This is a genomic window from Bounagaea algeriensis (assembly GCF_054491375.1).
In genome coordinates, this window is record NZ_CM137102.1 from 1761998 (window position 1) to 1788435 (window position 26438).

Consider the following 26438-nt stretch of genomic DNA (forward strand, 5'->3'; position numbering starts at 1 on the left):
CCTGCTTCGCGGTGGTGCACCCGGCGGTGCCTGCGGCGCGGCTCAGACCGCGGCCGCACCGGCCACGTGCGTGCCGTCGCGCACGGTGCCCACGTACTCCTCGACGAGGTCCTCGAGCGCGACGACGCCGGTGATCGTGCCGGCCTCGTCGACGGCGATGCCCAGGTGGCTGCCGGTTCGGCGCAGCGCGGCCAGGGCCTCGTTGAGCCGGGAGCCGGCCGACACGGTCGGCAGTTGCCGGATCCGCTCCACGGGCACGGCGGTCTCCGCGGAGCTGCAGACCTGGTCCAGCACGTCCTTGACGTGCAGGTACCCGCGGGGGCGGCCGCGGGGTCCGCGCACGGGGAAGCGGGAGAACCCCGTTTCGGACACGGCCCGCTCGACCTCGCCGAGGGTGGGCCGCTCGGACAGCGTGCGCACGTCGTCCAGCGGCACGACCACGTCGCTGACGTGGTGCTGCACCGAGGACAGCGTCTGGGCCAGGCGCCGGTGCTCGGCCTGCTCCAGCAGGCCTTCGCGCCGGGACTGCACCAGCAGTTCGGCCAGTTCCTCCGAGGTGTAGGCGGTTTCCAGCTCGTCCTTCGGCGTGATCCGAAGCAGCCGCAGCACCCCGTTGGCGAGCGTGTTGAGCACCGCGATCAGCGGCCGGGCGATCTTGGTGAAGCCCACCAGCGCGGGCACGAGCCACAGCGCGAGCCGTTCCGGATCGGCGATGGCGAGGTTCTTCGGCACCATCTCGCCGATGAGCACGTGCAGCACGACCACCAGCGCCATGGCGACGGTGAAGGCGATCGCGTGCAACGCCGCCGCCGGGATCCCCAGCGGACCGAGCACCGTTTCCAGCTGGGCGGCCACGGCGGGCTCACCCAGCCGCCCCAGCCCGAGCGAGCACAGCGTGATGCCGAGCTGGGCGCTGGCGAGCATCAGCGAGCCCTCCTGGCTCGCCCTGATCACCGTGCGGGCGCGGCTGACGCCCTGGTCGCGCAGTGCTTCCAGCCGGTCCTTCCGGGACGAGAGCAGGGCGAACTCCGCCCCGACGAACAGGGCGTTGAGCAGCAGCAGCGCCAGCGCGAGCAGGATCGTGGACGCCGTGTTCATCGCACCTCCTGCGCCTGCGCGGGGACCGGTGCGCTGACTCGGGTCAGCGCCAGGCGATCCACCCGGTTGCGGTCCATGCGGCGCACGGTCAGGCGCCAGTCACCGATCGCCACGGAGTCACCGACGTGCGGGATGCGTCCGAGTTCGGCCAGGATCAGACCGGCGACGGTTTCGTAGTCCCCGTCGGGCATGGTGAACCCGGTCGATTCGGCGAGCTCGTCGGGGCGCAGCAGTCCGGAGAGGAGCCACGTGTTCTCCCCGAGCCGCCGCACCGGGGAGGTTTCCCCGCTGTCGTGCTCGTCGCGGACGTCGCCGATGATCTCCTCGACCGCGTCCTCCAGGGTCACGATGCCGGCGGTGCCGCCGTACTCGTCGACGACCACGGCGACCTGCAGGCCGGAGCCGCGCAGGCGGTTGAGCAGCGAGTCCCCGTCGAGGCTCTCGGGCACGCGCGGCACGGGCCGCACGAGCGAGCCCACCCGCGTCTGCGCGCGCAGAGCCGCGGGCACGCCGAAGGCCTGTTTGACGTGGACGACGCCGTGGACCTCGTCGAGGTCCCCGCTGTGCACGGGGAAGCGGGAGTGGCCGGTGCGGCGCGCGGTCTGCAGCAGCTCGACGACGCTCGCATCCGTGGACAGCGCTTCCACGCGCACGCGCGGGGTCATCACTTCCTCCGCGGTGCGGTCACCGAAGCGCAGCGAGCGGTCCATCAGCTGTGCGGTGGCGGCGTCGAGAGTGCCGTGTTCGGCACTGGAGTGGACGATCGCCCCGAGCTCGTCGGCGGAGCGCGCCGAGCGCAGTTCCTCCTGGGGTTCGATGCCGAAGCGGCGCACCACCCAGTTCGCGCTGTTGTTCATGCTGTTGATCAGCCAGCGGAACAGGTGCGAGAACCCGCCGTGGTAGGCGGAGACCAGGCGGGCGGTGCGCAGCGGGCGGGCGATGGCCATGTTCTTCGGCACCATCTCGCCGAAGACCATCGACAGCCCCGTGGCCAGCAGGATCGCCAGCACCAGTGACACGGCTCCCGCTGCTGCCGCGGGCACGCCCGCGGCCAGTGCAACCGGCCGGATGAGGTCTCCGATCAGCGGTTCGGCCACGTAACCGGTGGCCAACGTGGTGATCGTGATCGCGACCTGGGCGCCGGAGAGCTGGAACGACAGGCTTTCGTGCGCTTTGCGCACGGAGCGGGATCGGCGGTCGCCGACCTGGCGGACGTTCGCGTCCACCGTGCTGCGATCGAGGGAGGTGAGAGAGAACTCGGCGGCCACTGCTGCGCCCGTGCCCAGGGTGAGCACGACGACGAAGAGCAGGCCGCCGATCGCTATGAGAATGTCCATCACCGGCCACCTCGCGGGAGGGCGCGGGACGGAATCGCGGGGGCGCCGGGTCTATGACCCGGCTTGGTACTGCCCCCGTCCGGGGATGGTGCCTCGGGCACTGACGTTGTCACTCCTTGTCGGGATAAGGGGTCGGAACAAGGGGTCGGAACAAGGGGTCGGAAGAGGGGTCGGGAAAAGGGCGAAGAGGTCCGAGCCCAGTATATAGGGCGTGCACGAACGGGAAAGTCCGACGCGTAAAACGCGTCGCGGTCGCGTTCTGCGGTGCGTCTCTGCGGTGCGTCTCTACGGGGCGGTTACGAGATCTCCGCCGCCCCGCAACCTGGGCTGCCCGAACGCCGCGTACAGTCCGCCCGATGCGCAGAGTAAGCTCTCTCACTCGTGCAGGGGTACAAATCGGATTGATCACACCGTATAAGTACGCTGCGTGATCCCCTCGGGCTTCCCCGCGACTGCGGGGTGCCCGCTGGGCATCACTGATCGGTGCGGCCGGGCCGCTCCGGGGGCGCCGCGGCGCACGCAGCACACCAAGCCTGAGTGCGTGAGCCGGCGGTGAACCGACCGGTGTGGTCTAGTCCAAAAGCTCGGGCGCGGCCGGACCGAGCCGACAGGCGGCAGAACTGACAGGCGGCTACCGCCGCTGATGACACGAGAGGACGTGATCGTGAGCACCACGGTTGCGGACGCGCCGCAGCGGGGATTCTTCGGGCATCCCCGCGGGCTGCAAACGCTGTTCTTCACCGAGATGTGGGAGCGCTTCTCCTACTACGGCATGCGGGCGATCCTCGCTTACTACTTGTACGCCGCCGTTTCCGATGGCGGCCTCGGCATCCCGCAGTCCACGGCGCTGGCCGTGGTCGGCGGCTACGGCGCCTCGGTGTACATGTCCGGCATCCTCGGCGGGTGGCTGGCCGACCGCCTGATCGGCTCGCAGCGCTCGGTGTTCCACGGTGGCTTCATCATCATGCTGGGCCACGTCTGCCTCGCGCTGCCGGGCGGTCTGACGACCCTGCTGCTCGGCATGCTGCTGCTCGTGCTCGGCAGCGGACTGCTCAAGCCGAACATCTCGAACATCGTCGGCGGCCTCTACGGCGAGCACGACACGCGCCGCGACGCCGGCTTCTCCCTCTTCTACATGGGCATCAACATCGGTGCTTTCATCGCGCCGCTCGTCTGCGGCTGGCTGGGGGAGAAGGTCCACTGGCACGCCGGCTTCGGCGCGGCCGCCGTGGGCATGGCCTTCGGCCTGATCCAGTACGTGCTCACCCGCAAGAACCTCGGCACCTCCGGGCTGCACCCGGTCAACCCGCTGCCGGCCGAACGCACCAACCGCATGCTCGGCCGGGTCGTCGGCATCGTCGTGCTGCTCGTCGCCGTGCTCGGCGGCCTCGCCGCGACCGGCGTGCTCGACCTCAACGGGCTGGTCGACCTGATCAGCGTGCTCTCCGCGGTGCTGCCGATCGGCTACTTCGCCGTGATCCTCTCCAGCAAGCAGATCACCCGCACCGAGCGGCAGCGGATGGTCGCCTACATCCCGCTGTTTTTGGCCACGGCGCTGTTCTTCCTGCTGTTCGAGCAGCAGCCGAACACCCTGGCGACGCTGGCCAAGGAGGACACCCAGCTCGGCTTCTTCGGGCTGTTCCACATCCCCGCCTCGTGGTTCCAGTCGGTCAACGCGCTGTCCATCATCGTGCTGGCGCCGGTGTTCGCCGCGCTGTGGGTGAAGATGGGCGACCGGCAGCCGAACACGCCGCAGAAGTTCGTCGGTGGCCTGGCCTTCGTCGGCATCGCGTTCCTGTGGGTGGTGCTGTCCAAGACCGCCGCTGGCAGCGGCGACCACTTCGCGCTGATGCTCGCGGCGGTCTTCGTGATCATGACCATCGGTGAGCTGATGCTCTCCCCGGTGGGCATGTCGGTGACCACGAAGCTCGCGCCGGCGGCGTTCTCCTCGCAGGCGATGGCGCTGTACTTCCTCGCCCCGGCGATGGGGCAGGGACTGGGCGCCCAGGTCGTCAGCCACTTCACCGTGGAGAACCAGCAGGCGTACTTCGGCTTCATCGGCGCGGCCACCGTCGCCTGCGCCGTGCTGCTGCTCATCGCCTCCCGGACGATCAAGCGCTACATGCACGGGGTGCTCTGAGCGCGTCACAGCGGGTGCCGACCGGATGAGCCGGCACCCGCGCTGCTCAGCCGAGCGGGCCCACCAGCGGCAGGTCCACCGACCGCTCGCTGGCGGAGTCCCCGCCGGGATCCGGTGGGGAGTGCCCGGGCACGCTGCGGTCGTGCGGCGGAACCGTCCCGTCGACCAGGTAGTCCGTCCCGATGCGGTCCACCTGCGCGTTGCCGGCCAGCGCGAACACCCCGTGCTTGCCGGCGTCCTCCTCGGTGATCAGCACCGAGGAGGGCAGCGCGTGGTGCATGGCCCGCGCCCCCTCGTACGGGGTGGCCACGTCGTGCTCGGAGTTGACCACCAGCACCGGCGGCAGGTCCTCGCCGGTGATCTCGACCGGCTCCCGCGCGGGCGCGTCCCACGTCCGGCAGGGCGCCACGGTCCAGCTGTTGTACCAGGCGGCCAGCGGGTGCTCCTCGGCCATCTCGGCCGCGTCGCGCTCCCACTCGGCGCGGCGCGCCGGCCACGGGCTGTCGGCGCACTCGACGGCGTTGTAGATCGCGTTGGCGTTCTCCGCGGCGCGGTCCTTCGGCTCGACCATGCCGACCAGCGGCCGGTCGTCGCCCTGCCGGAACCGGCCGATCGCCTCGGCCAGCGGCGCCCAGTCGCTCTCGCCGTAGAGGGCGTTGAACGTGGTCTCGATGAACTCCGAGGGGCCGAGCGGGCCGTGCGGCCGCTGCCGCAGTTGTTGCAGCACGCCCCGCCAGTGCTCGCGCACCTGCGCGGCGCTGCCGCCGAGGCCGAGCGCGTCGTCGTGCTCGGCGGCCCAGCGGAAGTACCGCTGCAGGCGGTGCTGCACGGCGACGTCCTGGTCGAGGATCGTGTCGTACCAGAGTTGCTCGCGCGTCGGGTCCACCGCGCTGTCCAGGATCATGCGGTCGACGCGCTGGCCGAACAGCTCACCGTAGACCGCGCCGAGGTACGTCCCGTACGAGTACCCGAGGTAGCTGATGCGCTGCTCGCCGAGCGCTGCGCGCACCCGGTCCATGTCCCGGGCGTTGTTCGGCGTGGTCATGTGCGGCAGGTACCGGCCCGCCCGCTCCGCGCAGCCCGCGGCGTAGTCCTCGGCGCGCTGCCAGTTCTGCGCGCGGTCGGCGGGCGAGTCCGGATCGGGCAGCGGCGGTGTCCAGTACTCCTCCGGATCGACGCAGCTGATCGGAGCGCTGTGCGCGGTGTGCCGGGTGTCGAAGCCGACCAGGTCGTAGTGGTCGCGCACCGCGCCCGGAACCTCGCCCGCGAGCTGGCCGGCGAAGGCGGCACCCGGCCCGCCCGGGCCTCCGGGGTTGACCACGAGCGTGCCCCGGCGCTGCGCGGGATCGCGCGCGGGCAGCCGGGACACGAGCAGTTGGATGTGCTCGCCGCCGGGGTTGGCGTAGTCCACCGGCACGTCCACCCGCGCGCACTGCAGCTGCGGGTACTGCTCGGCCAGGTCCTGCGGGCACGCCCCGAAGTCCGCCGGCGGCGGGGGCTGCCCGTCCCGGTCCGGCGCGGCCTGGGCCGGTGCGGTGGTCAGGCTCGCGGCCACCGCGACCGCGGCGATTCCGGAACCGATCCTGGCGAGTGCTGAACGTGACAACGGGCTGCCCCTCCGGCGTGCGTGATCGACTCGCGCCGCAGCGTAGTCGATCACCCGCGGCGTCGCGGATCAGGTGCGCGACGCCGCGGAGCGCTGGGCCGGGGCGAACAGCTCCTCGTCCAGGTCCTCGAGCACCTGCTCGATCCGGTCGAGCCAGTGCAGGCTGCGGTGCAGCGACGTGGGGCCGGAGGGCAGGGCTTCGGCCAGGTCGTGCAGCGAGTTCGCGGCGTTGCGGGCGGCTTCCTGCGCCGAGCCGAACTCCTGCTGGGCCTCGGTGGTCAGCGCCTCGGCGGCATCGGCCAGTGCCCACAGCAGCTCGGCCAGCCGCCCGCGCGTGTCCGCGTCGGTCATGTCGACGGTGGGTGGCAGCGACACGGCGAGGTTGCGCACGTAGTAGGCGCACCCGCTCAGGACGGTCACCGAGCGCTGCAGGTCGCTGCGCCGCGAGCGGAACCGGTAGGTGGTCAGCGGGCGCGCGCTGGTGACCACCTGCTGCAGCCGGTCGTCGATGTCGCGGACGGATCCGCGCAGGCTGGACACGCCGCCTTCCTCGTCGATGCTCGTGCCGGTCCCGCGCAGGAACGTCCGCAGCGACAGCAGCAGTTCCTCGATGTTGTCCCGCACCTGGTCGCGGGTGCGGGTCGGCAGGATGAACAGCGCGGACAGGATGCCCGCGCCCGCGCCGATGGCCGTTTCGGCCAACCGCACCTCGAGCACGTTGATGTTGAACGTGCCGAGCATGTCGTAGAGGGCGCCGAGCAGCGTGGTGATGAAGAACGTCATCGCGGCGTAGGAGTAGCCGGCGAAGTAGAACGCCAGGAACAGGCAGCTGAGCAGCACGGCGACCTGCGCCGTCTGGTTGCCGCCGATCTGGATGGCCACGAAGATGCCCGCGACGACGCCGAGCAGCGTCCCCGCGGTGCGCTGCCACGCGCGCACGAGCAGATCACCCCGGCTGCGCGTGCTGATGAACACGACGAAAGCCGTGATCACCGCCCAGTACCAGCGGTTCGGCGAGACGAGCTGGCCCGCGAGGATGGCGGCGCCGGCGGCGGTGGTGACCTGCACGGCCAGGCGCGTCTCCAGCCGCTGCAGGCCGGTGGCGGTGTCCTGCTCGTCCTCCTGCTCGGAGTCGGCGTCCTCGGTCCGCGCGGACGTGCCCGCGCGGTGTGCGCCGAGCTCCCCGGTGGCGTCGGCGAGGTCGGCGAGGTTGGCGCCGAGCCTGCGCACTCCCATGGCCACCTGCACCGATCCGGAGCGTTCGATCCCGTCGGCGACCGACTGCGCGGCCTCGCGGACCTCGCCCGGTTCGGTGCGCAGCACGACCAGCAGCGAGTCGATGGCGCGGGCGGTCTCGGTGCCGCCGCTGGGGTGGTCGACGAGCTGCAGCAGCGGCGTGAGCAGGTTCTCCGCGGCCAGTTCGACGTCGAGGACGCGTTGCCGCACCAGTTCCTCACCGGCCTGGTCCAGCGGCCTCAGCTGCTGGACGGTGTTCTCCAGCATCACCGCGGTCTCGTTGAGCCGCACCAGCCGGTTGTGCAGGGTTTTGCGCCTGCGGGAGACGTCCGGCTGCACGGCCACGTCGCGCACGGCGTGCAGCAGCCCGTGCACCTGCGCGCGCAGCGTCCGCCGGCCGCGTTCCAGCACGCCCTCCGGTGCGTCGCTGAGCACGTGGAAGCGCATGACGTAGGCCGTCAACGCCCCGCAGACGGCCGCGGCGAGCAGCGCGGGCACGTTGGCGAGCTGGGGCTGCAGGAACATGGTGAAGAAGTAGCCCATGAACGCGACCAGCCCGAGCGGGAAGTAGCGCGATCCGAACCGCCGCACGTACGTCGCCAGGAAGATGATCACGAGGAACGCGATGATGCGGGCCACCGGCCACGGGCTCAGGAAGGTGGACAGCGTCAGCGACGCGCCGGCGGGCAGCGGCATGAGCAGGGTGGTGATCCGCTGCTGGCGCAGGTCCGGGTCGTGCACGCCGAGCGTGGCGTTGATGGCCACCACCGCGCCCACCAGGGCCATGGGCGGCGGCTGCCCCCACCACGTCAGCAGCGGCAGCATCACCAGCAGCTCGGCGCCGACGGCGAGGACGACCCGGGAGGCGGTGCGCAGCCGCCGCAGGGCTGGATCGGATGCGAGGAAGCGGTTCCACCACTCGCTCCACATCCGGTCGCGCTCCTCTCCGTCGCCGTCGCTGCGGCCCCGGCTGTCCGTGGCCCCGACATTACCGCGACACCGCCCCGGCATTGCCCTGACGTTGCGCGGTCACCTGGCCCGCCGAGGGGCCTCTTCCCGCGCGTCGGGTGGGGCCCGCTCAGCTGTTGCGGTGGCGCCGCACGCTCTCCTCCACGAGATCGAGAACGGGTCCCAGGTCATTGGCGGGAAAACCCATCGCCAGGTGGGAGACGAGACCTTCGAGGACCAGTTCCAGGTAGGAGGTGAGCACGTCGACGTCCACGTCGTCGCGGAGGTTCCCGGACTGGCGCTGCCAGCGCAGGCGGGCCTTGGTCGCCGCGGTGAGCTGTTCGGAGCGCTGGGCCCAGCGCTCGCGGAACTCCTCGTCGGTGCGCAGCCGGCGTGAGACCTCCAGGCGGGTGCCCAGCCAGTCGGCTCCCGGGGTGCGGTCGTGCCCGTTCGGCCGGCTGAGCAGGTCGCGCATGACCTGCACCAGGCCCTGCTCGGCGACGACGTCGGCCATGCGTGCCGCGTCGTCCTCGGCCAGGGCCAGAAACAGTGACTCCTTGTCCTTGAAGTGGTGAAAGATCGCGCCGCGGGACAACCCGGTCGCGTCTTCCAGCCGCCGCACGGTCGCGCCTTCGTAGCCGAATCGCGCGAAGCACGTGCGGGCGCCGTCGAGGATCTGGCGACGTCGCGCGTCCAGGTGATCTTGACTGACCCGTGGCATGGGGTGATCCTTGCAGCACGCGGTTAACAAGTGCAATCCGTACGTACGTACTGTTACTTTTCGTGCTCGCGTATCACCGTAAATGGCACTGTCGTCCCGCCCGTGGCACGGCGAGGCTGTCCGCAGGGGCCCGCTGTCGGCCCCACTTCTCCGCAACGCACACCCCGTCTGGCGGTGACCGCATGGCCGCATCCACCGAGCAGCAGGCCGACCGGCACGTGATACCGCTGCCGCGCACCTGCGATCCCGCCGGAGCGGTCGTCCGCGACCGGGGCGAAGCGGAGGAGCGCATCGCCCGGAACAGCTTGCGGCACGGCCCGCCCAAACTGCTCGGCGTCGAGCTCGAGTGGATCGTCCACCACCGCCGCGACCCGCGGCGGCCGCTCGACGCCGCGGCGCTGGCCACCGCCCTCGGCCCGCACGCACCCGCGCTGCTCGTCGACGACAGCCCGCACCGGCCGTTGCCGCACGGCTCGACGCTGACCCTCGAACCCGGCGGGCAGGTCGAAATCTCCAGCGCACCCGCGGCCGATCTGGGGCAGCTGCTCGCCCACGTCGCCGCCGACGCCGCCTACCTGCGCGAACGCCTCGCCCGCTGCGACCTGGCGATGGCCGACGAGGCCATGGACGCCTGGCGGCTGCCGCGCGCCGTGCTGCGCGCACCGCGGTACGCGGCGCTGGCGAGCACGTTCGACCGCGTCGGCCGGCACGGACGGCTCATGATGCACGGCACCGCCGGCATCCACGTGTGCCTGGACGCGGGGGAGCAGCACCGCTCCGCCGCCCGGTGGGCCGCGCTGCACACGCTCGGTCCGGTGCTCATCGCCGCGTTCGCCAACTCACCGCGCCTGCACCGCGCCCGCACCGGGTGGGCTTCGGCGCGGATGCGCTCGCTGCTGCGGATGAACCCCTCCCGGGACGGTCCGCCGGAGCGGCTGACCCCGCAGCCCGCCCGCGACTGGGCGCGGCGGATGCTCGACACCGAACTCATCTGCGTCCGCCGCGACAGCGGCGACTGGCGCGTGCCCGCCGGCATCAGCCTCGCGGAGTGGCTCGGCCCCGACCGCGCCGGGATCGACCGCGCCCCCGTTCCCGAGGACCTCGACTACCACCTGACCACCGTGTTCCCCCCGGTTCGGCCGCACGGCTACTTCGAGGTGCGCTACCTCGACGCCCAACCCGGGCACGACTGGATGCTGCCGGTGGCCGTGCTGGCAGCGCTGTTCCGCGAGGAGGACACGGTCGACACCGTGCGCGAGATCACCGCCCCCGCCGAAGGGCGGTGGACCGAGGCCGCACGCGACGGCCTCGCCGACCCGGTGCTGGCGCGGCTGGTGCGCCCGGTGCTGCACCTGGCCTGGCGCAGGATGTCCGAAGTGGAAGGTGTGGAAGCCGTCGCCCGCCGGCTGGCGACGTTCGTCGCCGGGCGGTGCGCGGCAGCGCAATGCTGAGAGCAATGCTGAGACCCGAGGTGAGCACTGTGGACGGCATGACGACCGAACGGCTCAAGGAACGCGTCGCCACCGAAATGACCCGCACCCGGCAGCGCAGCACCGAACTGACCGATGCGGTCGACGACGAGGAACTGGAGCGGCAGCACTCGCCGCTGATGTCGCCACTGGTGTGGGACCTCGCGCACGTCGGCAGCCAGGAGGAGATCTGGCTCGTGCGCGACGTCGGCGGCATCGACCCGGTGCGCCCGGACATCGACGACCTCTACGACGCTTTCCAGCACCCGCGCAGCCAGCGTCCCGAACTCCCGCTGCTCGGCCCCGGCGAGGCCCGCTCCTACATCGGCACCGTGCGGGACAAGGTCCTCGACGTGCTCGACCGGAACCCGCTCTCCGAACGGGACCTCGTCCGGGAGGCCTTCGCCTTCGGCATGATCGTGCAGCACGAGCAGCAGCACGACGAGACGATGCTTGCCACGCACCAGCTGCGCAACGGCCCACCCGCGCTGGACGCGCCGGCACCGCCGGCACCGGCCGACGTCGAGGTGCCGGGGGAGGTGTTCGTGCCCGGCGGAACCTTCACCATGGGCACCAGCACCGAACCGTGGGCGTTGGACAACGAGCGCCCCGCGCACGAGGTGCACGTCGGCGACTTCTGGCTCGACGCCGCACCGGTGACCAACGCCCGCTTCCAGGAGTTCATCTCCGACGGCGGCTACGACCAACCCCGGTGGTGGAGCGAAGCGGGCTGGGCCTACCGGCAGCGTGCGGACCTGGCCGCCCCGCTGTTCTGGCAGCGCGACGGCGACCGGTGGGTGCGCCGGCGGTTCGGACGCGTCGAACCGGTGCGGCCGGACGAACCCGTGGTGCACGTGTCCCAGCACGAGGCCGAGGCGTACGCGGCGTGGGTGGGGAAGCGGTTGCCCACCGAGGCCGAGTGGGAGAAGGCGGCGCGCTGCGATCCCCGCGCGGGTCGGGTGATGCGGTACCCGTGGGGTGACGAGGACCCCGGACCGCGGCACGCCAACCTCGGCCAGCGCCACCTGTCCCCGGCGCCGGTCGGCGCCTATCCCGCCGGCGCGGCCCCGTGCGGAGCGCATCAGCTCATCGGCGACGTGTGGGAGTGGACGGCGTCGGACTTCCGCCCCTACCCGGGATTCGTGGCCTTCCCGTACCGGGAGTACTCGGAGGTGTTCTTCGGCAGCGAGCAGAAGGTGCTGCGCGGCGGATCGTTCGGCACGGATGCGGCCGCCTGCCGGGGCACCTTCCGCAACTGGGACTTCCCGATCCGCCGCCAGATCTTCGCCGGCTTCCGGTGCGCCCGCGACGCCCGCGCGGACTGACGGGGGGACGAACGCATGTGCCGACATCTGGCCTACGTGGGCGAACCGGTGGCGCTGGGCGACGTGATCAGCGAACCGGAGCACGGACTGCTCGAGCAAACCTGGGCGCCGCGGGACATGCGCGGCGGCGGCACGATCAACGCCGACGGGTTCGGCGTGGGGTGGTGGCAGCACGGGCGGCCGGTGCGCTACCGCTCCGTGCGTCCGATGTGGGCGGACGCGGACTTCCTGGACCGGGCGGGCGCGCTGCACGCGGGCGCGTTCCTCGCCGCGGTGCGCTCGGCGACACCGGGCATGTCCACCACGCACACCGCCTGCGCACCGTTCGCCGACGACACGTGGCTGTTCAGCCACAACGGCTGCATCACCGGCTGGCCCGACGCCGTGGCCGACCTGGCCGGCGGCCTCGACGCCACGCGGCTGCTGACCACGGACGCGCCGACCGACTCGGCGTTCCTCTGGGCCCTGCTGCGCGCCCGGCTGGCCGAGGGGCGCGACCCGGTGCCGGTCGTGGCCGACACCGTCCGGGACGTCGCCGCCCGGGCCCCGGGTTCGCGGTTGAACCTGCTGCTGACCGACGGGGAGCGGATCATCGCCACCACCTGGTCGCACAGCCTCTGGACCGGCCGCGGCGGGTGCGCGATGCTGCTCTCCTCCGAACCGTTCGAGCTCGACGGCGCGACCACCGCGTGGTCGGAGGTGCCGGACGGCAGCCTCGTCCTCGCCGACCGGTACCGCGCGGAGGTCCGGCCCCTGTCCGCGGCAGCACCACGACCCGGAATGCCGGCGGCCCGCGCGGCTGCCACCGTCACCGCAGGCCCGCCCGGATCCCAGACGGAAGGCGAGCACAGCATGAACGAACCCGAGATCGCCGTGCGGTTCACCCCGGAGGAGGCGGCGCGGCGGCTGCGCGCGGAAGCAGACCGGGGGCTGCGCGCCGCACCCAAGTGGCTGTCCCCGATGTGGCTGTACGACCAGCGGGGAAGCGAGCTGTTCGAACGCATCACGGAGCTGCCCGAGTACTACCCCACCCGGGCCGAGCACGAGATCCTGCAGTCCTGCGCCGCCGAGCTCGCCGAACTCACCGAAGCGGGCACCCTGGTGGAGCTGGGCTCGGGGTCCTCGGCCAAGACCCGGTTGCTGCTGGACGCGCTGGAAAAGCAGGGCACGCTGCGCACGTTCGCACCGGTGGACGTGTCCGAATCCGCCTTGCGGGAGGCGGCGACCGCGCTGGCCGCCGAGTACCCGCAGCTGCGCATCCGCGGGGTCGTCGACGACTTCACCGCCGGTCCGATCGAGTTGCCCGAGGAATCGGGGAGAGTGGTGGCGCTGCTCGGCGGCACGATCGGCAACCTGCTGCCGGAGGAGCGCGCCGCGTTCCACGCCTCCGTCCGCGTGGCGCTGCGGCCGGGGGAATGGCTGCTCATCGGCACGGACCTGGTCAAATCCCCGGAACGGCTCATCGCCGCCTACGACGACGCGCAGGGGGTCACCGCGGAGTTCAACCGCAACGTGCTGCACGTGCTCAACCGCGAGCTCGGCGGGGACCTGCCGGTGGCGAACTTCGACCACGTGGCCCGGTTCAACGCCGGGCAGGAGCGGATGGAGATGCAGCTGCGGGCCCGCGAGTCCACCCATGCCCGGGTGTCCGCGCTGGATCTGCCCGTGCACTTCGCCGCGGGCGAGGAGCTGCACACCGAGATCTCGGCGAAGTTCCGCACCGAGGCGGTGCGCGCGGAGCTCGCCGAATCCGGATTCCGCACCGTTCGGCAGTGGTGCGACGCCGCGGGCGATTTCGCCGTGACGCTCGCCCGGCTGGCGTAGGTCGGTCATCGGTTCCGGCCGCTTCGGGAGGGCGCGCTGCTTCGGCTGCGTGCCGTGGTGCGCCGCTCGAGCGTGCTGGCCTGGTTCAGCGCGTCAATGCGCGGGTCCGATCCGGGAGAGGCAGCCGATGCAGGGCATGCCCAGCGGTTGTTGCGACACCTCCGCCAGGTCGGCGGGGATCTGCTCGCCGCACAGGGTGAGCCAGTGCTGCGGCGGCTCGTCGTCGGCCGGCGCGTCGGCCATGTGCACCAGGCGTTGCGCCTCTCCCACAACACCTGCGGCGTAGCGCACGGCGATCGTTTCGGTCATGATAGCCCCCTGATCGCGTTCATCGGCGACGGGTTCGCGGTGTGCCCGGAGTTCGCGGTGTGCCCGGGGTTCGCGGCGTGCATGCACTCCGGGCAGGTCGGCCACATCCAGGAACGGCCGTCCCGCGCGGGAAGCACCGTGCGCGCGCACAGCGTAGCGACGCTGGTGGTGGCCGGACTGGTCGGCCCGAGCACGGCGTGCCGGTACCGTTCGGCCGGCCGCCAGCGAGGGGTTCGCTGTCCCATCGGTGATCACCTCCTGCGGGGGTGACCGCTCAGGACCGCGCCGATGACGGGATCCCCGCGAACGTAACTCGATCGAAGGAGCAAGTGTTGCCCGAGCTCCGGTGCCAAAGTTCCGGCGGTGCGCCTCCGCCGCCGGTGCGGGCCGTCGAGCGGGCTCGTCAAAGCAGGGCTGTCGGAGCCACGGCCCTCAGCGGCAAGGGGCGTCGGAACAGCGCCGTCAGAGCAGGGAGCGGACGATGAGGAACACCGAGCTGACCGCGGACAACCCCAGTACCGCGGGACGGGTCCACCCGGCGTCGACACGTCTGCGCAGCGGTGTGGACAGCAGGAATCCCAGCGCCATGAACGGCAGCAAGCCGAGGCTCGTCGTCAGCTCGGCGATACCGATCTGTCCGCCGATGCCCAGCACGGCCAGGGAGACCGCACCCCCGAAGAACATGTAGCAGGCCAGCGTCGCCCGCACCCGCGGGCCCTTCTCGTGCTGGTACAGCACCGCCACCGGTGGACCGCCGATCGAGGCGGCCGTGCCGCCGACCCCGCCGAGGAAGCCGGCGACGAGCAGCGCTGGCCTGGTGGGCCGCGGCTGCCACGCCCACACCGAGACGAGCACGCACGCCAGCACGAACGAGCCGACGAGCACGGCGAAGACCCGTTGCGACAGCAGGGCCACCGCCGCCGTGCCCACCGCCGCGCCAGGTACGCGGCCGCTCACGGCGAACAGCATGCCGCGCCAGTCGGCGTGCCCCGACTCGCGGCGCAGCGCCAGCAACGCCAGCACGAAGGCGAGGATGAGCAGGGGGACCGGTACCAGCGCCGGATCGATCAGTGTCAGCAGCGGCGCCGCCAGCAGATTCATCCCCAGGCCGACGACTCCTTGGATCACGGCCCCGAGGAGGATCACGGCAGCGGCCAGGCCGAAGGAGGCAAGGGTCACCGTCCGCTCCTTTCGACGCACTGCGGCCGGCCTCGACCGTGCCGAGCCCCGCGACCGGGGCCGGTGCGACCGTACTGCTCGTCCCGGTGCGGTGAGCGCGTTCGTGCGCCGCGCCACTCCCGCCGCTGAACTCCCGCCGCGAAGCTGGCCACCGCGGCCGAGCCGGATGGACACGCGGACGGCAGCCAGCCATGGTCCTGCGGCGCCGCGTGGGCGAGACTGGGCGGCGCAGTGTCCAACGGTGTCCGTGCGGAGGGAACGACATGAGCGACCAATCAGAACTGCTGGCGCGGCATCGCGCCGTGCTGCCGAGCTGGCTGTCGCTGTACTACGACGAGCCGATCGAGATCGCCTCGGGGCGGGGGCGGCACGTCACCGACGGTGACGGCAACACCTACCTCGACTTCTTCGCAGGCATCCTCACCAACGCCGTCGGCTACGACATCCCGGAGATCAGCGCGGCGATCCGGCGGCAGGTGGACACCGGGGTACTGCACACGTCGACGCTGTACCTCATCCGCAACCAGGTGGAACTGGCCGAGCGGATCGCCGAACTGTCCGGACTGCGCGATCCGAAGGTGTTCTTCACCAACTCCGGCACCGAGGCGAACGAGACGGCGCTGCTGCTGGCGACCCAGCACCGGCGCAGCAACCAGGTGCTGGCGCTGCGCAACTCCTACCACGGCCGCGCGTTCGCCACGATGGGCGTGACCGGCAACAGCGGCTGGTCGGCGAGTTCGCTGTCGCCGGTCAAGGTGCACTACGTCCACGGCGGGTACCGCTACCGCAGCGTGTTCCGCGATTGCTCGGACGAGGACTACATCGCCGCGTGCACCGAGGACCTGCGCGAGGTGCTGGCGACCGAGACCGCCGGGGACGTGGCGTGCATGATCGTCGAACCGGTGCAGGGCGTCGGCGGGTTCGCGACCCCGCCCGACGGGTTGTTCGGCGCGTACGCCGAAGTCCTCGCCGAGCACGGCATTCCGCTCATCTCCGACGAGGTGCAGACCGGCTGGGGCCGCACCGGAACGCATTTCTGGGGGATCCAGGCGCACGGCGTCACGCCCGCGGCCATGACCTTCGCCAAGGGGCTCGGCAACGGCATGGCCATCGGCGGCGTGGTCGCCGAAGCGGAGTTGATGGACGGGCTCAGCGCCAACTCGATCTCCACCTTCGGCGGCAACCCCGTGGCCACGGCCGCGGCGAAGGCCACAGTGGACTACGTCGTGGAGCACGACCTGCAGTCCCGCGCCGAGAAGCTGGGCACCCAGCTGCTCGGCGGGCTGCGGGAGACGGCCGCGGCGCACCCGATCATCGGCGAGGTGCGCGGCAAGGGCCTCATGGCCGGGGTGGAACTCGTCCAGCCGTCCGGGCGGCCCGCGCCCGCCGCGGCCGGTCGCGTGCTGGAACTGGCCAAGGACCGCGGCCTGCTCGTCGGCAAGGGCGGGCTCTACGGGAACACGCTGCGCGTCGCTCCTCCGATGACGGTGACCGAGGACGAGGTGCAGCAGGCGCTGCAGGTGCTGGACGAGTCGATCGCGCAGGTGGAGCGGGAGGGGCAGGCATGACGGAACGCATCGACCGCTGAACCGGTCCGCCCCCCACGTGCGGTGACGATGCGGCCGTGTTCACCGAGAACGGGGCCGCGGTACGGGGATTCGCCGAGGACGCGGAAGCCGGGACGGCGGGTGCGCGGGGTGAACCTCGGCGGCTTCCCGGTGCTGCTCGAAGGCGCATGATGTGGATCTCACGTGCCGAGTTCGCCATTCGGGACCGCGCTGCGGGAGGCGTCTCCTACCCTCCCCGGCATGCCCGCGTTCAGTCCGCAGTCGATCCTCGACGGTCGCAACCCGCACCGCGCCCCGGTGGCGCTGATCGTCGGCCTGATCATCTCCGGCGCGTGCATGCTGCTGGCTCTGACGTACTACCTGCTGCAGGGCGGTCCGGTGAACGTCGGGGTGGGCACGTTGCTGGCCGTTCCGACAGCGGTCGTCTGCTGCGGTCTGCTGCTGCTCATCGACCGATTGGAACCGGAACCGCAGCTGAACCTGTGGCTGTCCTTCGCCTGGGGCGCGGGTGTGGCTGTGCTCGGCGCACTCGTGGTGAACACGACGGTCGGGATCCTCGCGCAGCCGGCGTTCGGCGCGTGGGCCGAGTTGTTCAGCAGCGCGCTGGTCGCGCCCGTCGTCGAGGAGAGCTTCAAGGGCGCTTTGCTGCTGTACCTGCTGTGGGTGCGGCGCCAGGAGATCGACGGGCCGACCGACGGCATCGTCTACGCGGGGATGTGCGGTCTCGGTTTTGCCCTGGTCGAGAACATCCTGTACTACATGCGCGGCCTCGCCGAGTCCGGGCAGGACGTGCTGGTGACCGTGCTCATGCGCGGGGTGATCTCCCCGCTGGGGCACCCGATGTACACGGCGATGATCGGGCTCGGCGTGGCCTATGCGGCCAAGAACCGCGGGGCCGGCGGCGCGTTCGCGGTGATCGGCGGATGGGTAGGCGCCGTGTTCCTGCACGCGTTGTGGAACGGCGGGGTGACGCTGCTCGGCATCGTCGGGATGGTGCTGGCGTACCTGCTCCTGGCCGTGGTGCTGGTGGGGCTGGTCGTCGTGGTGGTCGTCGACCGCAAGCGCACCATCGGCAAGATCGGCACCTACCTGCCGCCGTACGTCCCCAGCGGGCTCGTGCAGCCCAACGACGTGCGCATGCTCTGCAACATGTCGGAGCGGCGCAGGGCGCGTCGCTGGGCGCGGACCCAGGCAGGGGTCAACGGTGCGCGGGCGATGGCCGACTACCAGCTGGCCGCCACGGAGCTGGCGCTGCTGCACGACCACGCGCGCCGCCGCACGGTCGACGCGCAGTCGTTCTACGCCCGGCGCGACGCGATCCTCGGCCTGATGCGCGTCGCCCGCGATGCGTTCTTCCGCCGGGTGCCGAGCGCGTCCGCGCCCTCCTGGACTCCGCGCGGGGAGCAGTCCGGCTTCGTCGCGCTGCCGGCGCAGTTGCAGCGCAGCGAGATGCCGACCTACCGGCAGGCGCCGGCGAGTCCGCCGGTGGGGCAGCCGGCAGCCGCCCGACCGGCATCCGCTCGACCGGCAGCTGCTCAGCAGCCGGCCGCCCCTGCAGGGCAGTACCCCCGCCCGCAGCAGGTTCCCGGGCGTGCTCCCCAGGGGCAGCCCGGACCTCGACGGCCGGCCCCGGGGCAGCCTTCCGGGGCGGGAGGCAACGGGCCGCCCCCGCAGGCGCCGGGAGGCCGACCGCCCCAGAGGCCGCCGCAGGGCCCACCGCCGCAGGGCTCGCGGCCCCAAGCTCCCCCGCCGCAGGAGCCCCCGCCCCAGGGGCCTCCGCAGGGCCCGCCACAACAGGGACCCCCGCAGCAGGGACCCCCGCGGCGGTGAGGTCGGCCTCGGGACCGCGGGGGCTCGGAACGAGCCCTGCGCGCCGGCGTGCCGTGCAGCGCGCACGTCCGGGCCTTCCGCCGCTGCTCGACAGCGGCCGCGCGCTGGTCGAGCTCCGCTGCCACTTCCCGCATATCCGGTTCATCCGTTCAGGTGCGATGCGGGAGCAGAGCCCCGAACCGCTCCAGGCCCCTGGGCCGCAGGCTGCACATGGACTACAACGGAACCATGGCCGAGAACGTGGTGACTGATCTCGAGCCGGGCCAGAGCGCAGCGCGCGACCGCGGACAGCGGCTCGGCCGTTCGGCGGGCGGACGGCTGGTGCAGTTGCGCCGCCGGGTGTCCGAACCGGGGTTCGTGGTCACCGTCGACGCCGAGCCCGCCGGAGGGGAGGCGACCGAGCTGATCACGGCGGACTGGGGCGCGGCGAACACGACCTTCGACCGGTTCATGCGCCGTTACTGACCCGGACGCCAGTGCTTCACTCGTTCGAGTTGCACACCCCGGTTGATCAGCGCAAACGTGCCCACAATGCGCGCGGTGCGCTACAACGGAACGGGGAGTCGCCTCGGTCGGGACGGCGCGTCCTGCCGGCGGCGCGAGGCGACCGATCCGACGGGAATCCTCGGCGTGAGGTGGGGATGGGAACACGCGTATTCGTCGTCGACGACCACGAGGTGATCCGCCGCGGCATCGCCGCCATGATCGGTGGCACCGCCGACCTCGACCTGGTGGGCGAGGCGGCCTCCGCGGCGGAGGCGCTCACCCGGGCGCAGCAGCTCGTTCCCGAGGTTGCCGTGCTCGACGTGCGCCTGCGCGACGGCAACGGCGTCGAGCTGTGCCGGGAACTGCGCTCGCGGATGCCCTCGCTGCGGTGCCTGATGCTGACTTCGTACGACGACCAGGAGGCGCTGATGGACGCCGTGCTGGCGGGCGCGGCGGGCTTCGTGCTCAAGGAGGTCGTCGGCACCGAACTCATCGACGCGATCCGCAGCGTCGGTGCGGGCCGCACGCTCGTCGACCCGCGGCGCACCGAGGCGATGATGGCCATGCTGCGCCGCGAGGAGCAGCAGGCCGACCCGCTGCGCGAGCTGACGCTGCGCGAGCGCGAGGTGCTCGAACACATCGGGGCCGGGCGCACCAACCGCGAGATCGCGCGCGAGATGCAGCTCGCCGAGAAGACGATCAAGAACTACGTCTCGCAGATGCTGTCCAAACTGGCGATGCGGCACCGCAGCGAAGCCGCCGTGCTGGCCACCGAACTGCGCCTGGAACGGGATCCCCGCGACAAACGGTGAGAGGACATGAGCGATCAGCAGCAGGCCGGCTCCGAATCCGCAGCGTACTCCGCGCAAACGCGCCTGCGTTCCGCCGAAGCGGCGATGAGCCGAGTGCTGGGCGGGTTGGCAGATCTGCGCGACGGGAACTTCCGCCGGCGCCTCGCGGTCTCCGGCGACGGACTGCCGGCCGAGCTGGCCACCGCGTTCAACGCCCTCGCCGCGCGCAACCAGCACCTGGTCAGCGAACTGCACCGGGTGAGCGAAGCCGCCGTGGACGGGCAGTGGCCCGTCGTCCCCGTCGAGTTCACCGCACCGGCGGACAGCGGCTGGTCGGCCGCGGCGCAGTCGATCAACGACCTGCTGCGCTCGACGCTCGCACCGCTGAACGAGCTGCACCGGGTGCTGACGGCCATGACCCGCGGCGACTTCACCCAGCGCATGCCCCGCCGCGCCGGGGACGTCGGTTTGCCCGGCGAGTTCGGGCAGCTCGGCGCCGAGGTGAACGCGCTGCTCGACCAGCTGTCGCTGCTGTCGCGGGAGATGACGCGCGTGTCCGCGGAAACGAGCCACCACGGGCGCCTCGGCGGACGCCTGCAGGTTTCCGGGCTGGCCGGCAGCTGGCGGGACATGGCCGAGTCGGTCGACGAGCTCGTCGCGACCGTGACGCTGCACATCCGGGAGGCGACCGAAGTCGTGCGCGCGGCCGGCACCGGCGATCTCGGACGGCGGATGACCACCGCGGCCGACGGCGAGTTCACCGAAATGCGGCACCAGGTGAACACCACTGTGGACAGGATGGCCGCGGTGCACGGCGAGATCGTCCGCGTCGCGCGGGAGATCTCCGTGGACGGCCAGCTGGGCGGGCAGGTCGAGATCGGCGCGGAACCCGGTGCGTGGCGCGATCTCACCGAGGCGGTCAACGGCATGTCGCGCGGTCTCGCCCAGCACGTGCGCGGGCTCTCGGACGTGACCGGGCGCGTCGCAGCAGGCGATCTCGGCGGACGAGTGCCGGTCGACGCCCGCGGTGAGGTGCTCGTGCTGCAGAACACCGCCAACGGGATGATCGACCAGTTGGCGGCGTTCACCGACGAGATGGGCCGGTTGGCCCGCGAGCTGGGCGTTCAGGGCAAGCTCGGCGGCCAGGTCCGGGTGCACGGCCTGCTCGGGGCGTGGCGCGATCTCGCCGACGACGTCAACACCATGGCCGACAACCTCACCGCCCAACTGCGCAGCATCGGCGGAGTGGCCACGGCCGTGGCCGGGGGCGACCTGTCGAAGAAGAGCACCGTCACCGCCCGCGGCGAGGTCGGCAACCTCGTCGAGACGATCAACGACATGGTCGGCACGCTCAGCGTGTTCGCCGAGCAGGTCACGCAGGTGGCCCGCGAAGTGGGCACGGAGGGCGTGCTGGGTGGGCAGGCGCGGGTGCCGAACGTCGCCGGCACGTGGAAGGACCTCACCGACAACGTCAACATGATGGCGCGCAACCTGACCAACCAGGTGCGCAACATTTCGCAGGTCACCACCGCCGTCGCCCGCGGGGACCTGTCCCGGCGCATCGACGTGGACGCGAGCGGCGAGATCCTCGAGCTGAAGACGACGATCAACACGATGGTCGGCCAGCTGTCCGCGTTCGCCGCCGAGGTCACCCGTGTGGCGCGGGAGGTGGGCACCGAGGGCAAGCTCGGTGGCCAGGCCGAGGTAGCCGACGTGTCCGGCACGTGGCGGCGCCTGACCGAGAGCGTCAACAGCCTGGCCGGCAACCTCACCACCCAGGTGCGGGCGATCGCCGGGGTCGCCACCGCCGTCACCAACGGGGACCTCACGCAGCGGATCACGGTGCACGCCTCCGGCGAGGTGGCCGGGCTCAAGGACAACCTCAACGCGATGATCGACAACCTGCGCGAGTCCACGCGGGTCAACCGGGAGCAGGACTGGCTCAAGAGCAATTTCGCCCGCCTGTCCGCGTTGATGAAGGGCCAGCAGGACGTGCGGACGCTGGCCCGGCTGCTGCTCGGCGAACTCGCCCGGCTGCTGGACGCCCCCTGCGGCGTGTTCTACCTCGGTGAGACCGACGAGGACGACGGGGTCTCGCTGTGGCGCGAGATCGCCTCCTACGGCACCACCGAGGACCGGCCCGCCCAGCGGTTCCGCGCCGGCGAGTCGCTGGTGGGGCAGGCCGCGGCGGACGACCGCACCATCGTGGTCAGCGGGGCGCCGGGCGGGTACCCCCGGGTGAGTTCCGGGCTCGGTGCTGCGGAGGCCACCCACCTGGTCGTCGTGCCGGTTCCGTTCGAGCAGCAGGTGCTGGGCGTGGTGGAACTGGCCGCGTTCCACGAGTTCGACCCGCTGCAACTGGACCTGCTCGAGCAGTTGAAGGAGACGATCGGCGTCGACATCAACACCATCGTCGTGAACTCGCGCACCGAATCGCTGCTGTCCGAGTCGCAGCACCTCGCGGCGGAGTTGAGCCAGCAGTCCGAGCAGTTGCAGCGGCAGCAGTCGGAACTGCGCCGGTCGAACGCGGAACTGGAGGAGAAGGCCGCACTGCTGGCCAGCCGCAACGCCGACATCGAGCTGAAGAACCGGGAGATCGAACACGCCCGCCAGGAGCTCGAGGAGCGCGCCCGCCAGCTGTCCGAGGCATCGGCGTACAAGTCCGAATTCCTCGCCAACATGTCGCACGAGCTGCGCACCCCGCTCAACAGCGTGCTGCTGCTGGCGAAGCTCCTCGCGGACAACAACGAGGACACGCTGACCGCCGAACAGGTGGACCTCGCATCGACGATCCACCAGGCCGGTTCGGAACTGCTCGCGCTCATCAACGACGTCCTCGATTTGTCCAAAGTGGAGGCGGGCCGGATGCGGCTGCTCATCGAGGACGTGGCCCTGGCTGATCTGGCCACCCACCTGGAATCGCTGTACCGGCCGTTGGCCGAGGAGCAGGGGCTGCACTTCGACCTGCTCGTCGACGCGGACCTGCCCGGCACGGTCCGCACCGACCACAGCAGGCTCGAGCAGATCCTGCGCAACCTGCTGTCCAACGCCATCAAGTTCACCGAGCAGGGAAGCGTTGAACTGCGCCTGCGCCGCGCCGAACCAGCGGAGATCGCGGGCACCGGGCTGTCCGCCTCGGCGGATCCGGTTGCGTTCTCGGTGCGCGACAGCGGTGTCGGCATCCCGGCCGAGCAGCTGCAGCGGATCTTCGGAGCGTTTCAGCAGGTCGACGGCACGACTGCCCGCCGACACGGCGGAACCGGGCTGGGGCTGTCCATCAGCCAGGAACTGACCGAGCTGCTCGACGGGCAACTGCGGGTGCACAGCCGGCACGGCGAGGGCAGCACCTTCACCCTCTACCTGCCCACCGCTCCCGAGGCGGAGTCGCAGGAGCCGGCCGGGGCGCCGGCTCCGACCGGTGTGCTCACGCAGCACAGCGCGGATTCCGCTGCCGTGGACGACGACTCCGCGGCGAGCTGGGACGCGGTGGTCGAAGGCATCGACCCGCCCGAGGCGCACGCCGAACCACATGCGGCGGCGCGGACGAGCTCCGCGCAGTTCCACGGCGAAACCGTGCTCGTCGTCGACGACGACCCGCGCGGTGCCGAAGCGGCGGCCGCGCTGCTGCGCCGGCACGGCCTGCGCGTGGTGTGCGCGGAGTCCGCCGCCGCCGGGCTCGGCGCGCTGCAGCGCGAAGACGACGTGCACGCGGTGCTCATGGACGTGATGCTGCCGGAGATGGACGGCAACACGGCCATCCGGCTCATCCGGGAGATCCCCCGGTACCGGGACGTCGTCCTCGTCGCCGTGACCGCCCAGGCCCGAGAGGAGGACCGGCGCACCAGCCTGCAGGCCGGCGCGGACGAGTTCGTGCCGAAACCGGTCGATGCCGAACAGCTGGTGGAACTGCTCGCCGCCCGGTTGGGCGCGGCAACGCAGTCCGCACCGCCGGAGCCGGCGCTGCCGCCGGAAGACCCCGCCGGTAAGTGAACCCCGCCGACGGGTGAACGCCGCCGCCACGGCCGCCCGCCGCGGCAGGCAGACTGGGGGCATGCCCGGAGGACGGATCGCAGTGCTGCTGGTCGGATTGTGCACCGTCGACCTGGTTCAGCGGGTCGAGGAATACCCGCAGCTCGGGCAGAAGGCCCAGTCCACCTCGGTGGAAACCGCGGCGGGCGGACCCGCCAGCCACGCCGCGGTTGCGGTGACCGCGCTCGGCGGACGGGCCACCCTGCTCAGCGGACTCGGAAGGCACCCGCTCGCCTCCCTCGCGCGCGAGGACCTCGTCGAACAGGGGGTCGCCCTGCTCGACGCGGCTGCCGACCACGACGCAGCCCCGGCCGTGAGCGCGGTGACCGTGCGGGACGGCGACGGAGAGCGCACGATCGTCTCGCACAACGCCGCCGGGATGGACCTGATCGCGCCGGCCGAGACCGAACGCGCCGTGTCCGAGGTCGACGCGGTGCTCATCGACGGGCACCACCCGCAGCTCGCCCGCGCGGCCGTGCACGCCGCCGCGCGGCACGGCGTGCCCGTGGTGGCCGATGCGGGCAGTTACAAGCCGGTCTTCGACGAACTCCTGCCGCACATCGACGTCTGCGCCTGCTCGGAGGGCTTCCGCTTGCCGGACCTGCCGGAGCAGGGCGACACCGACGCGGCGCTGCTGGACCGGGGCGTGGGCGTGCTCGCCCGCACGGCCGGAGCCGGGCCGGTCAGCTGGGTGCACCGCACCGACTCGGGAGCGGTGGGCAGCGGGACCGTGGAACCGCCCTCGGTGCAGCCGCAGGACACCCTCGCCGCCGGGGACGTCTGGCACGGCGCCCTCGCCCACGGCGTGGGCGGGCTCGGCCGCGTGCCCTCCGGTGCCGAGGTGCCGGATCTGCTCGACCGCGCCAACCGCGTCGCCGCGGCGCGCGTCACCCGTGCCGGCACCAGGGCCTGGGTTGACGTGGTGCGCGGTATGTGAGCGGCACGGCTCAAGCCCGCATGCTTCCCGTGCGGACGAACCGCTGGTGCCAGGACAGCGCTTCGTCGAGCAGGTGCGGAGTGTGCAGACCGTGCGAATCGCGCAGGCCGCGGTGGAAGTAGTCCCGCAATTGCGGGCGGAAGTCGGGATGGGCGCAGGTCTCGATGAGCTTCGCGGCCCGCGCCCGCGGGGACAGCCCGCGCAGGTCCGCCGCGCCCTGTTCCGTGACGAGCACGTCGACGTCGTGCTCGGGATGGTCGACGTGCGAAACCATCGGCACGATCGTGGAAATCGCCCCGTCTTTCGCAACGGACGGGGTGACGAACACGGAGATGGCCGCGTTGCGCGCGAAATCCCCGGAACCGCCGATGCCGTTCTGCACCCGACTGCCCATCATGTGCGTCGAGTTGACGTTGCCGTAGATGTCGGCTTCGACGATGCCGTTCATCGCCAGGCATCCCAGCCGGCGGATCACCTCGGGGTGGTTGCTGATCTCCTGCGGCCGCAGGACGATTCGGTCGCGGTAGGCGGCGGCGTCCCGGTTGAACCGGTCCACCGCCGCGGGGCTCAGCGAGAACGCGGTGGCCGAGGCGGTGTGCAACGTTCCCGACTCCAGCAAGCCGAGCATGCTGTCCTGGATCACCTCGGTGTAGGCGGTCAGCCCGCTGAACGGTCCCGAATCCATGCCGGACAGCACCGCGTTGGCGACGTTCCCGACGCCCGACTGCAGGGGCAGCAGGCTGCGGGGCAGCCGTCCGGAGCGCACCTCGCCGTCGAGGAAGTCGAGCACGTGGCCGGCGAGGCGTTCGGAGGTCGCATCGGGCGGGGAGAAGGCGCTGTTGCGGTCCGGCGAATGGGTGCGCACCACTGCGGCGATCTTCTCCGGCGGGCACGCCAGAGTGGTCGCACCGATGCGGTCACCCGCAGCGGTGATCGGGATCGGCCTGCCCCGGGCGGACGGTGCGGACAGTTCGTGGATGTCGTGCATGCCGTGCAGGTGCTCGCTCTGCCAGCTGTTGACCTCCACGATCACCTTGTCGGCCCGGGCGAGCCACGTGGCGTTGTTGCCGACCGAGGAGGAGGGGACGAGCCGACCGTCATCGGTGATGCCGGACACCTCGATGATCGCGACGTCGAGGTGTCCGAACCAGCCGCGCCGCGCATGATCGGCCACTTGGGACAGGTGCACGTCTGTGTAGTCGATGTGCCCGGAGTTGATCCGCTCCCGCGTCGTCGGGTCGGACTGGTAGGGCATGCGCAGGTCGATGCCGTCCACTTCGGCTAGCACGCCGTCGAGCTCCGGTGCGGTCGAGGCGCCGGTCCACAACGAGATCCGCATGGGGTTGCCGCGCTCGTGCTCGGAGCAGATGCGTTTGGCCAGCGCCTGCGGAACTTCCTTCGGGTAGCCGGAGCCGGTGAAGCCGCTCATGCCGACCGTCGCGCCCGGTTCGATCAACTGCGCGGCCTCGTCGGCCTCCACGACCGCTGCCGCGAACGCCCTGTTCCGGATCCGTTTCTCCATCGAAACCTCCCGCGTGCCCGCACCGCGCTCGGGCGCGTGCGGTCCTCGTCGTCTTCCGCCGCATCTCACCGCGTGTGACCTGG

At 71.6% G+C, this 26438-nt stretch carries 19 protein-coding genes; 10 read left to right on the forward strand and 9 right to left on the reverse strand.

What is annotated here, in order from left to right; all coding sequences use genetic code 11:
* Positions 1 to 42: 42 nt before the first annotated feature.
* Together ACVGV2_RS07945 and ACVGV2_RS07950 are read right to left on the reverse strand one after the other, a co-directional pair.
* Positions 43 to 1098 carry a hemolysin family protein gene (locus ACVGV2_RS07945; RefSeq protein WP_459165399.1) on the reverse strand — a complete coding sequence of 352 codons (1056 nt, stop codon included), beginning with the start codon at positions 1096 to 1098 and terminating at the stop codon, positions 43 to 45.
* The gene (locus ACVGV2_RS07950) at positions 1095 to 2435 is read right to left on the reverse strand and encodes a hemolysin family protein (RefSeq protein WP_459165400.1); all 1341 of its coding nucleotides are present in this window, start codon (positions 2433 to 2435) and stop codon (positions 1095 to 1097) included. The genes ACVGV2_RS07945 and ACVGV2_RS07950 overlap by 4 nt, the downstream gene beginning before the upstream one ends.
* A gap of 643 nt (positions 2436 to 3078) precedes the next feature.
* Here ACVGV2_RS07950 and ACVGV2_RS07955 point away from each other — a divergent pair.
* Positions 3079 to 4575 (forward strand): peptide MFS transporter, encoded by a 1497-nt coding sequence (locus ACVGV2_RS07955; protein ID WP_459165401.1) that lies wholly within the window; start codon positions 3079 to 3081, stop codon positions 4573 to 4575.
* A 46-nt stretch (positions 4576 to 4621) separates the two neighbouring features.
* Here the strand turns inward: ACVGV2_RS07955 and ACVGV2_RS07960 are convergent, their stop codons facing one another.
* The 3 genes from ACVGV2_RS07960 to ACVGV2_RS07970 form a co-directional block, all read right to left on the reverse strand.
* Positions 4622 to 6181 carry an alpha/beta hydrolase gene (locus ACVGV2_RS07960; RefSeq protein WP_459165402.1) on the reverse strand — a complete coding sequence of 520 codons (1560 nt, stop codon included), beginning with the start codon at positions 6179 to 6181 and terminating at the stop codon, positions 4622 to 4624.
* A 69-nt stretch (positions 6182 to 6250) separates the two neighbouring features.
* On the reverse strand, positions 6251 to 8347 hold the full coding sequence (locus ACVGV2_RS07965; RefSeq protein WP_459165403.1) for an FUSC family protein: 2097 nt from the start codon (positions 8345 to 8347) through the stop codon (positions 6251 to 6253).
* Between the two features lie 148 nt (positions 8348 to 8495).
* On the reverse strand, positions 8496 to 9086 hold the full coding sequence (locus ACVGV2_RS07970; protein WP_459165404.1) for a TetR/AcrR family transcriptional regulator: 591 nt from the start codon (positions 9084 to 9086) through the stop codon (positions 8496 to 8498).
* Between the two features lie 182 nt (positions 9087 to 9268).
* Between ACVGV2_RS07970 and ACVGV2_RS07975 the strand changes: the two genes are divergently transcribed.
* Genes ACVGV2_RS07975 through egtD form a run of 3 tightly spaced genes read left to right on the forward strand, consistent with a single transcriptional unit; the run spans position 9269 to position 13704 of the window.
* Positions 9269 to 10537: a glutamate-cysteine ligase family protein gene (locus tag ACVGV2_RS07975; protein WP_459165405.1), complete on the forward strand. Its 1269-nt coding sequence runs from the start codon at positions 9269 to 9271 to the stop codon at positions 10535 to 10537.
* Between the two features lie 5 nt (positions 10538 to 10542).
* The gene (egtB, locus tag ACVGV2_RS07980) at positions 10543 to 11880 is read left to right on the forward strand and encodes an ergothioneine biosynthesis protein EgtB (protein ID WP_459165406.1); all 1338 of its coding nucleotides are present in this window, start codon (positions 10543 to 10545) and stop codon (positions 11878 to 11880) included.
* 15 nt (positions 11881 to 11895) lie between these two features.
* A complete protein-coding gene (gene egtD / locus ACVGV2_RS07985; protein ID WP_459165407.1) occupies positions 11896 to 13704 on the forward strand; it encodes an L-histidine N(alpha)-methyltransferase in 1809 nt (602 codons plus the stop codon).
* A 93-nt stretch (positions 13705 to 13797) separates the two neighbouring features.
* Here egtD and ACVGV2_RS07990 read toward each other — a convergent pair whose 3' ends face one another.
* From ACVGV2_RS07990 to ACVGV2_RS08000, 3 genes are all read right to left on the reverse strand, one after another.
* Positions 13798 to 14013 (reverse strand): hypothetical protein, encoded by a 216-nt coding sequence (locus ACVGV2_RS07990; protein ID WP_459165408.1) that lies wholly within the window; start codon positions 14011 to 14013, stop codon positions 13798 to 13800.
* The gene (locus ACVGV2_RS07995; protein ID WP_459165409.1) at positions 14010 to 14258 is read right to left on the reverse strand and encodes a zinc finger protein; all 249 of its coding nucleotides are present in this window, start codon (positions 14256 to 14258) and stop codon (positions 14010 to 14012) included. Before ACVGV2_RS07995 ends, ACVGV2_RS07990 begins: the two co-directional genes overlap by 4 nt.
* 217 nt (positions 14259 to 14475) lie before the next feature.
* A complete protein-coding gene (locus ACVGV2_RS08000; protein ID WP_459165410.1) occupies positions 14476 to 15192 on the reverse strand; it encodes a sulfite exporter TauE/SafE family protein in 717 nt (238 codons plus the stop codon).
* 263 nt (positions 15193 to 15455) lie between these two features.
* Here ACVGV2_RS08000 and ACVGV2_RS08005 point away from each other — a divergent pair, with 263 nt between their 5' ends.
* The 6 genes from ACVGV2_RS08005 (at position 15456) to ACVGV2_RS08030 (ending at position 24833) form a co-directional block, all read left to right on the forward strand.
* Positions 15456 to 16760, forward strand: coding sequence for an aspartate aminotransferase family protein (locus ACVGV2_RS08005; protein ID WP_459165411.1), 1305 nt, complete (start codon positions 15456 to 15458; stop codon positions 16758 to 16760).
* 240 nt (positions 16761 to 17000) lie between these two features.
* On the forward strand, positions 17001 to 18590 hold the full coding sequence (locus ACVGV2_RS08010) for a PrsW family intramembrane metalloprotease (RefSeq protein ID WP_459165412.1): 1590 nt from the start codon (positions 17001 to 17003) through the stop codon (positions 18588 to 18590).
* 210 nt (positions 18591 to 18800) lie between these two features.
* Positions 18801 to 19055, forward strand: a complete 255-nt coding sequence (locus tag ACVGV2_RS08015) for a hypothetical protein (protein WP_459165413.1) — start codon at positions 18801 to 18803, stop codon at positions 19053 to 19055.
* A 176-nt stretch (positions 19056 to 19231) separates the two neighbouring features.
* The gene (locus ACVGV2_RS08020) at positions 19232 to 19888 is read left to right on the forward strand and encodes a response regulator (RefSeq protein WP_459165414.1); all 657 of its coding nucleotides are present in this window, start codon (positions 19232 to 19234) and stop codon (positions 19886 to 19888) included.
* A gap of 84 nt (positions 19889 to 19972) precedes the next feature.
* The gene (locus ACVGV2_RS08025; RefSeq protein WP_459165923.1) at positions 19973 to 23857 is read left to right on the forward strand and encodes a HAMP domain-containing protein; all 3885 of its coding nucleotides are present in this window, start codon (positions 19973 to 19975) and stop codon (positions 23855 to 23857) included.
* Positions 23858 to 23918: 61 nt separating this feature from the next.
* A complete protein-coding gene (locus ACVGV2_RS08030) occupies positions 23919 to 24833 on the forward strand; it encodes a PfkB family carbohydrate kinase (RefSeq protein ID WP_459165415.1) in 915 nt (304 codons plus the stop codon).
* Between the two features lie 10 nt (positions 24834 to 24843).
* Here ACVGV2_RS08030 and ACVGV2_RS08035 read toward each other — a convergent pair whose 3' ends face one another.
* Positions 24844 to 26355 carry an acetyl-CoA hydrolase/transferase family protein gene (locus ACVGV2_RS08035; RefSeq protein ID WP_459165416.1) on the reverse strand — a complete coding sequence of 504 codons (1512 nt, stop codon included), beginning with the start codon at positions 26353 to 26355 and terminating at the stop codon, positions 24844 to 24846.
* Between the last annotated feature and the right edge of the window lie 83 nt (positions 26356 to 26438).

Coding starts and splice junctions, on each gene's coding strand:
- ACVGV2_RS07945 (WP_459165399.1), bottom strand. CDS start 1,098: ATGAACACGGCGTCCACGATCCTGCTCGCGCTGGCGCTGCTGCTGCTC.
- ACVGV2_RS07950 (WP_459165400.1), bottom strand. CDS start 2,435: ATGGACATTCTCATAGCGATCGGCGGCCTGCTCTTCGTCGTCGTGCTC.
- ACVGV2_RS07955 (WP_459165401.1), top strand. CDS start 3,079: ATGACACGAGAGGACGTGATCGTGAGCACCACGGTTGCGGACGCGCCG.
- ACVGV2_RS07965 (WP_459165403.1), bottom strand. CDS start 8,347: ATGTGGAGCGAGTGGTGGAACCGCTTCCTCGCATCCGATCCAGCCCTG.
- ACVGV2_RS07970 (WP_459165404.1), bottom strand. CDS start 9,086: ATGCCACGGGTCAGTCAAGATCACCTGGACGCGCGACGTCGCCAGATC.
- ACVGV2_RS07975 (WP_459165405.1), top strand. CDS start 9,269: ATGGCCGCATCCACCGAGCAGCAGGCCGACCGGCACGTGATACCGCTG.
- egtB (WP_459165406.1), top strand. CDS start 10,543: ATGCTGAGACCCGAGGTGAGCACTGTGGACGGCATGACGACCGAACGG.
- egtD (WP_459165407.1), top strand. CDS start 11,896: ATGTGCCGACATCTGGCCTACGTGGGCGAACCGGTGGCGCTGGGCGAC.
- ACVGV2_RS07990 (WP_459165408.1), bottom strand. CDS start 14,013: ATGACCGAAACGATCGCCGTGCGCTACGCCGCAGGTGTTGTGGGAGAG.
- ACVGV2_RS07995 (WP_459165409.1), bottom strand. CDS start 14,258: ATGGGACAGCGAACCCCTCGCTGGCGGCCGGCCGAACGGTACCGGCAC.
- ACVGV2_RS08005 (WP_459165411.1), top strand. CDS start 15,456: ATGAGCGACCAATCAGAACTGCTGGCGCGGCATCGCGCCGTGCTGCCG.
- ACVGV2_RS08010 (WP_459165412.1), top strand. CDS start 17,001: ATGCCCGCGTTCAGTCCGCAGTCGATCCTCGACGGTCGCAACCCGCAC.
- ACVGV2_RS08015 (WP_459165413.1), top strand. CDS start 18,801: ATGGACTACAACGGAACCATGGCCGAGAACGTGGTGACTGATCTCGAG.
- ACVGV2_RS08020 (WP_459165414.1), top strand. CDS start 19,232: ATGGGAACACGCGTATTCGTCGTCGACGACCACGAGGTGATCCGCCGC.
- ACVGV2_RS08025 (WP_459165923.1), top strand. CDS start 19,973: ATGAGCCGAGTGCTGGGCGGGTTGGCAGATCTGCGCGACGGGAACTTC.
- ACVGV2_RS08030 (WP_459165415.1), top strand. CDS start 23,919: ATGCCCGGAGGACGGATCGCAGTGCTGCTGGTCGGATTGTGCACCGTC.
- ACVGV2_RS08035 (WP_459165416.1), bottom strand. CDS start 26,355: ATGGAGAAACGGATCCGGAACAGGGCGTTCGCGGCAGCGGTCGTGGAG.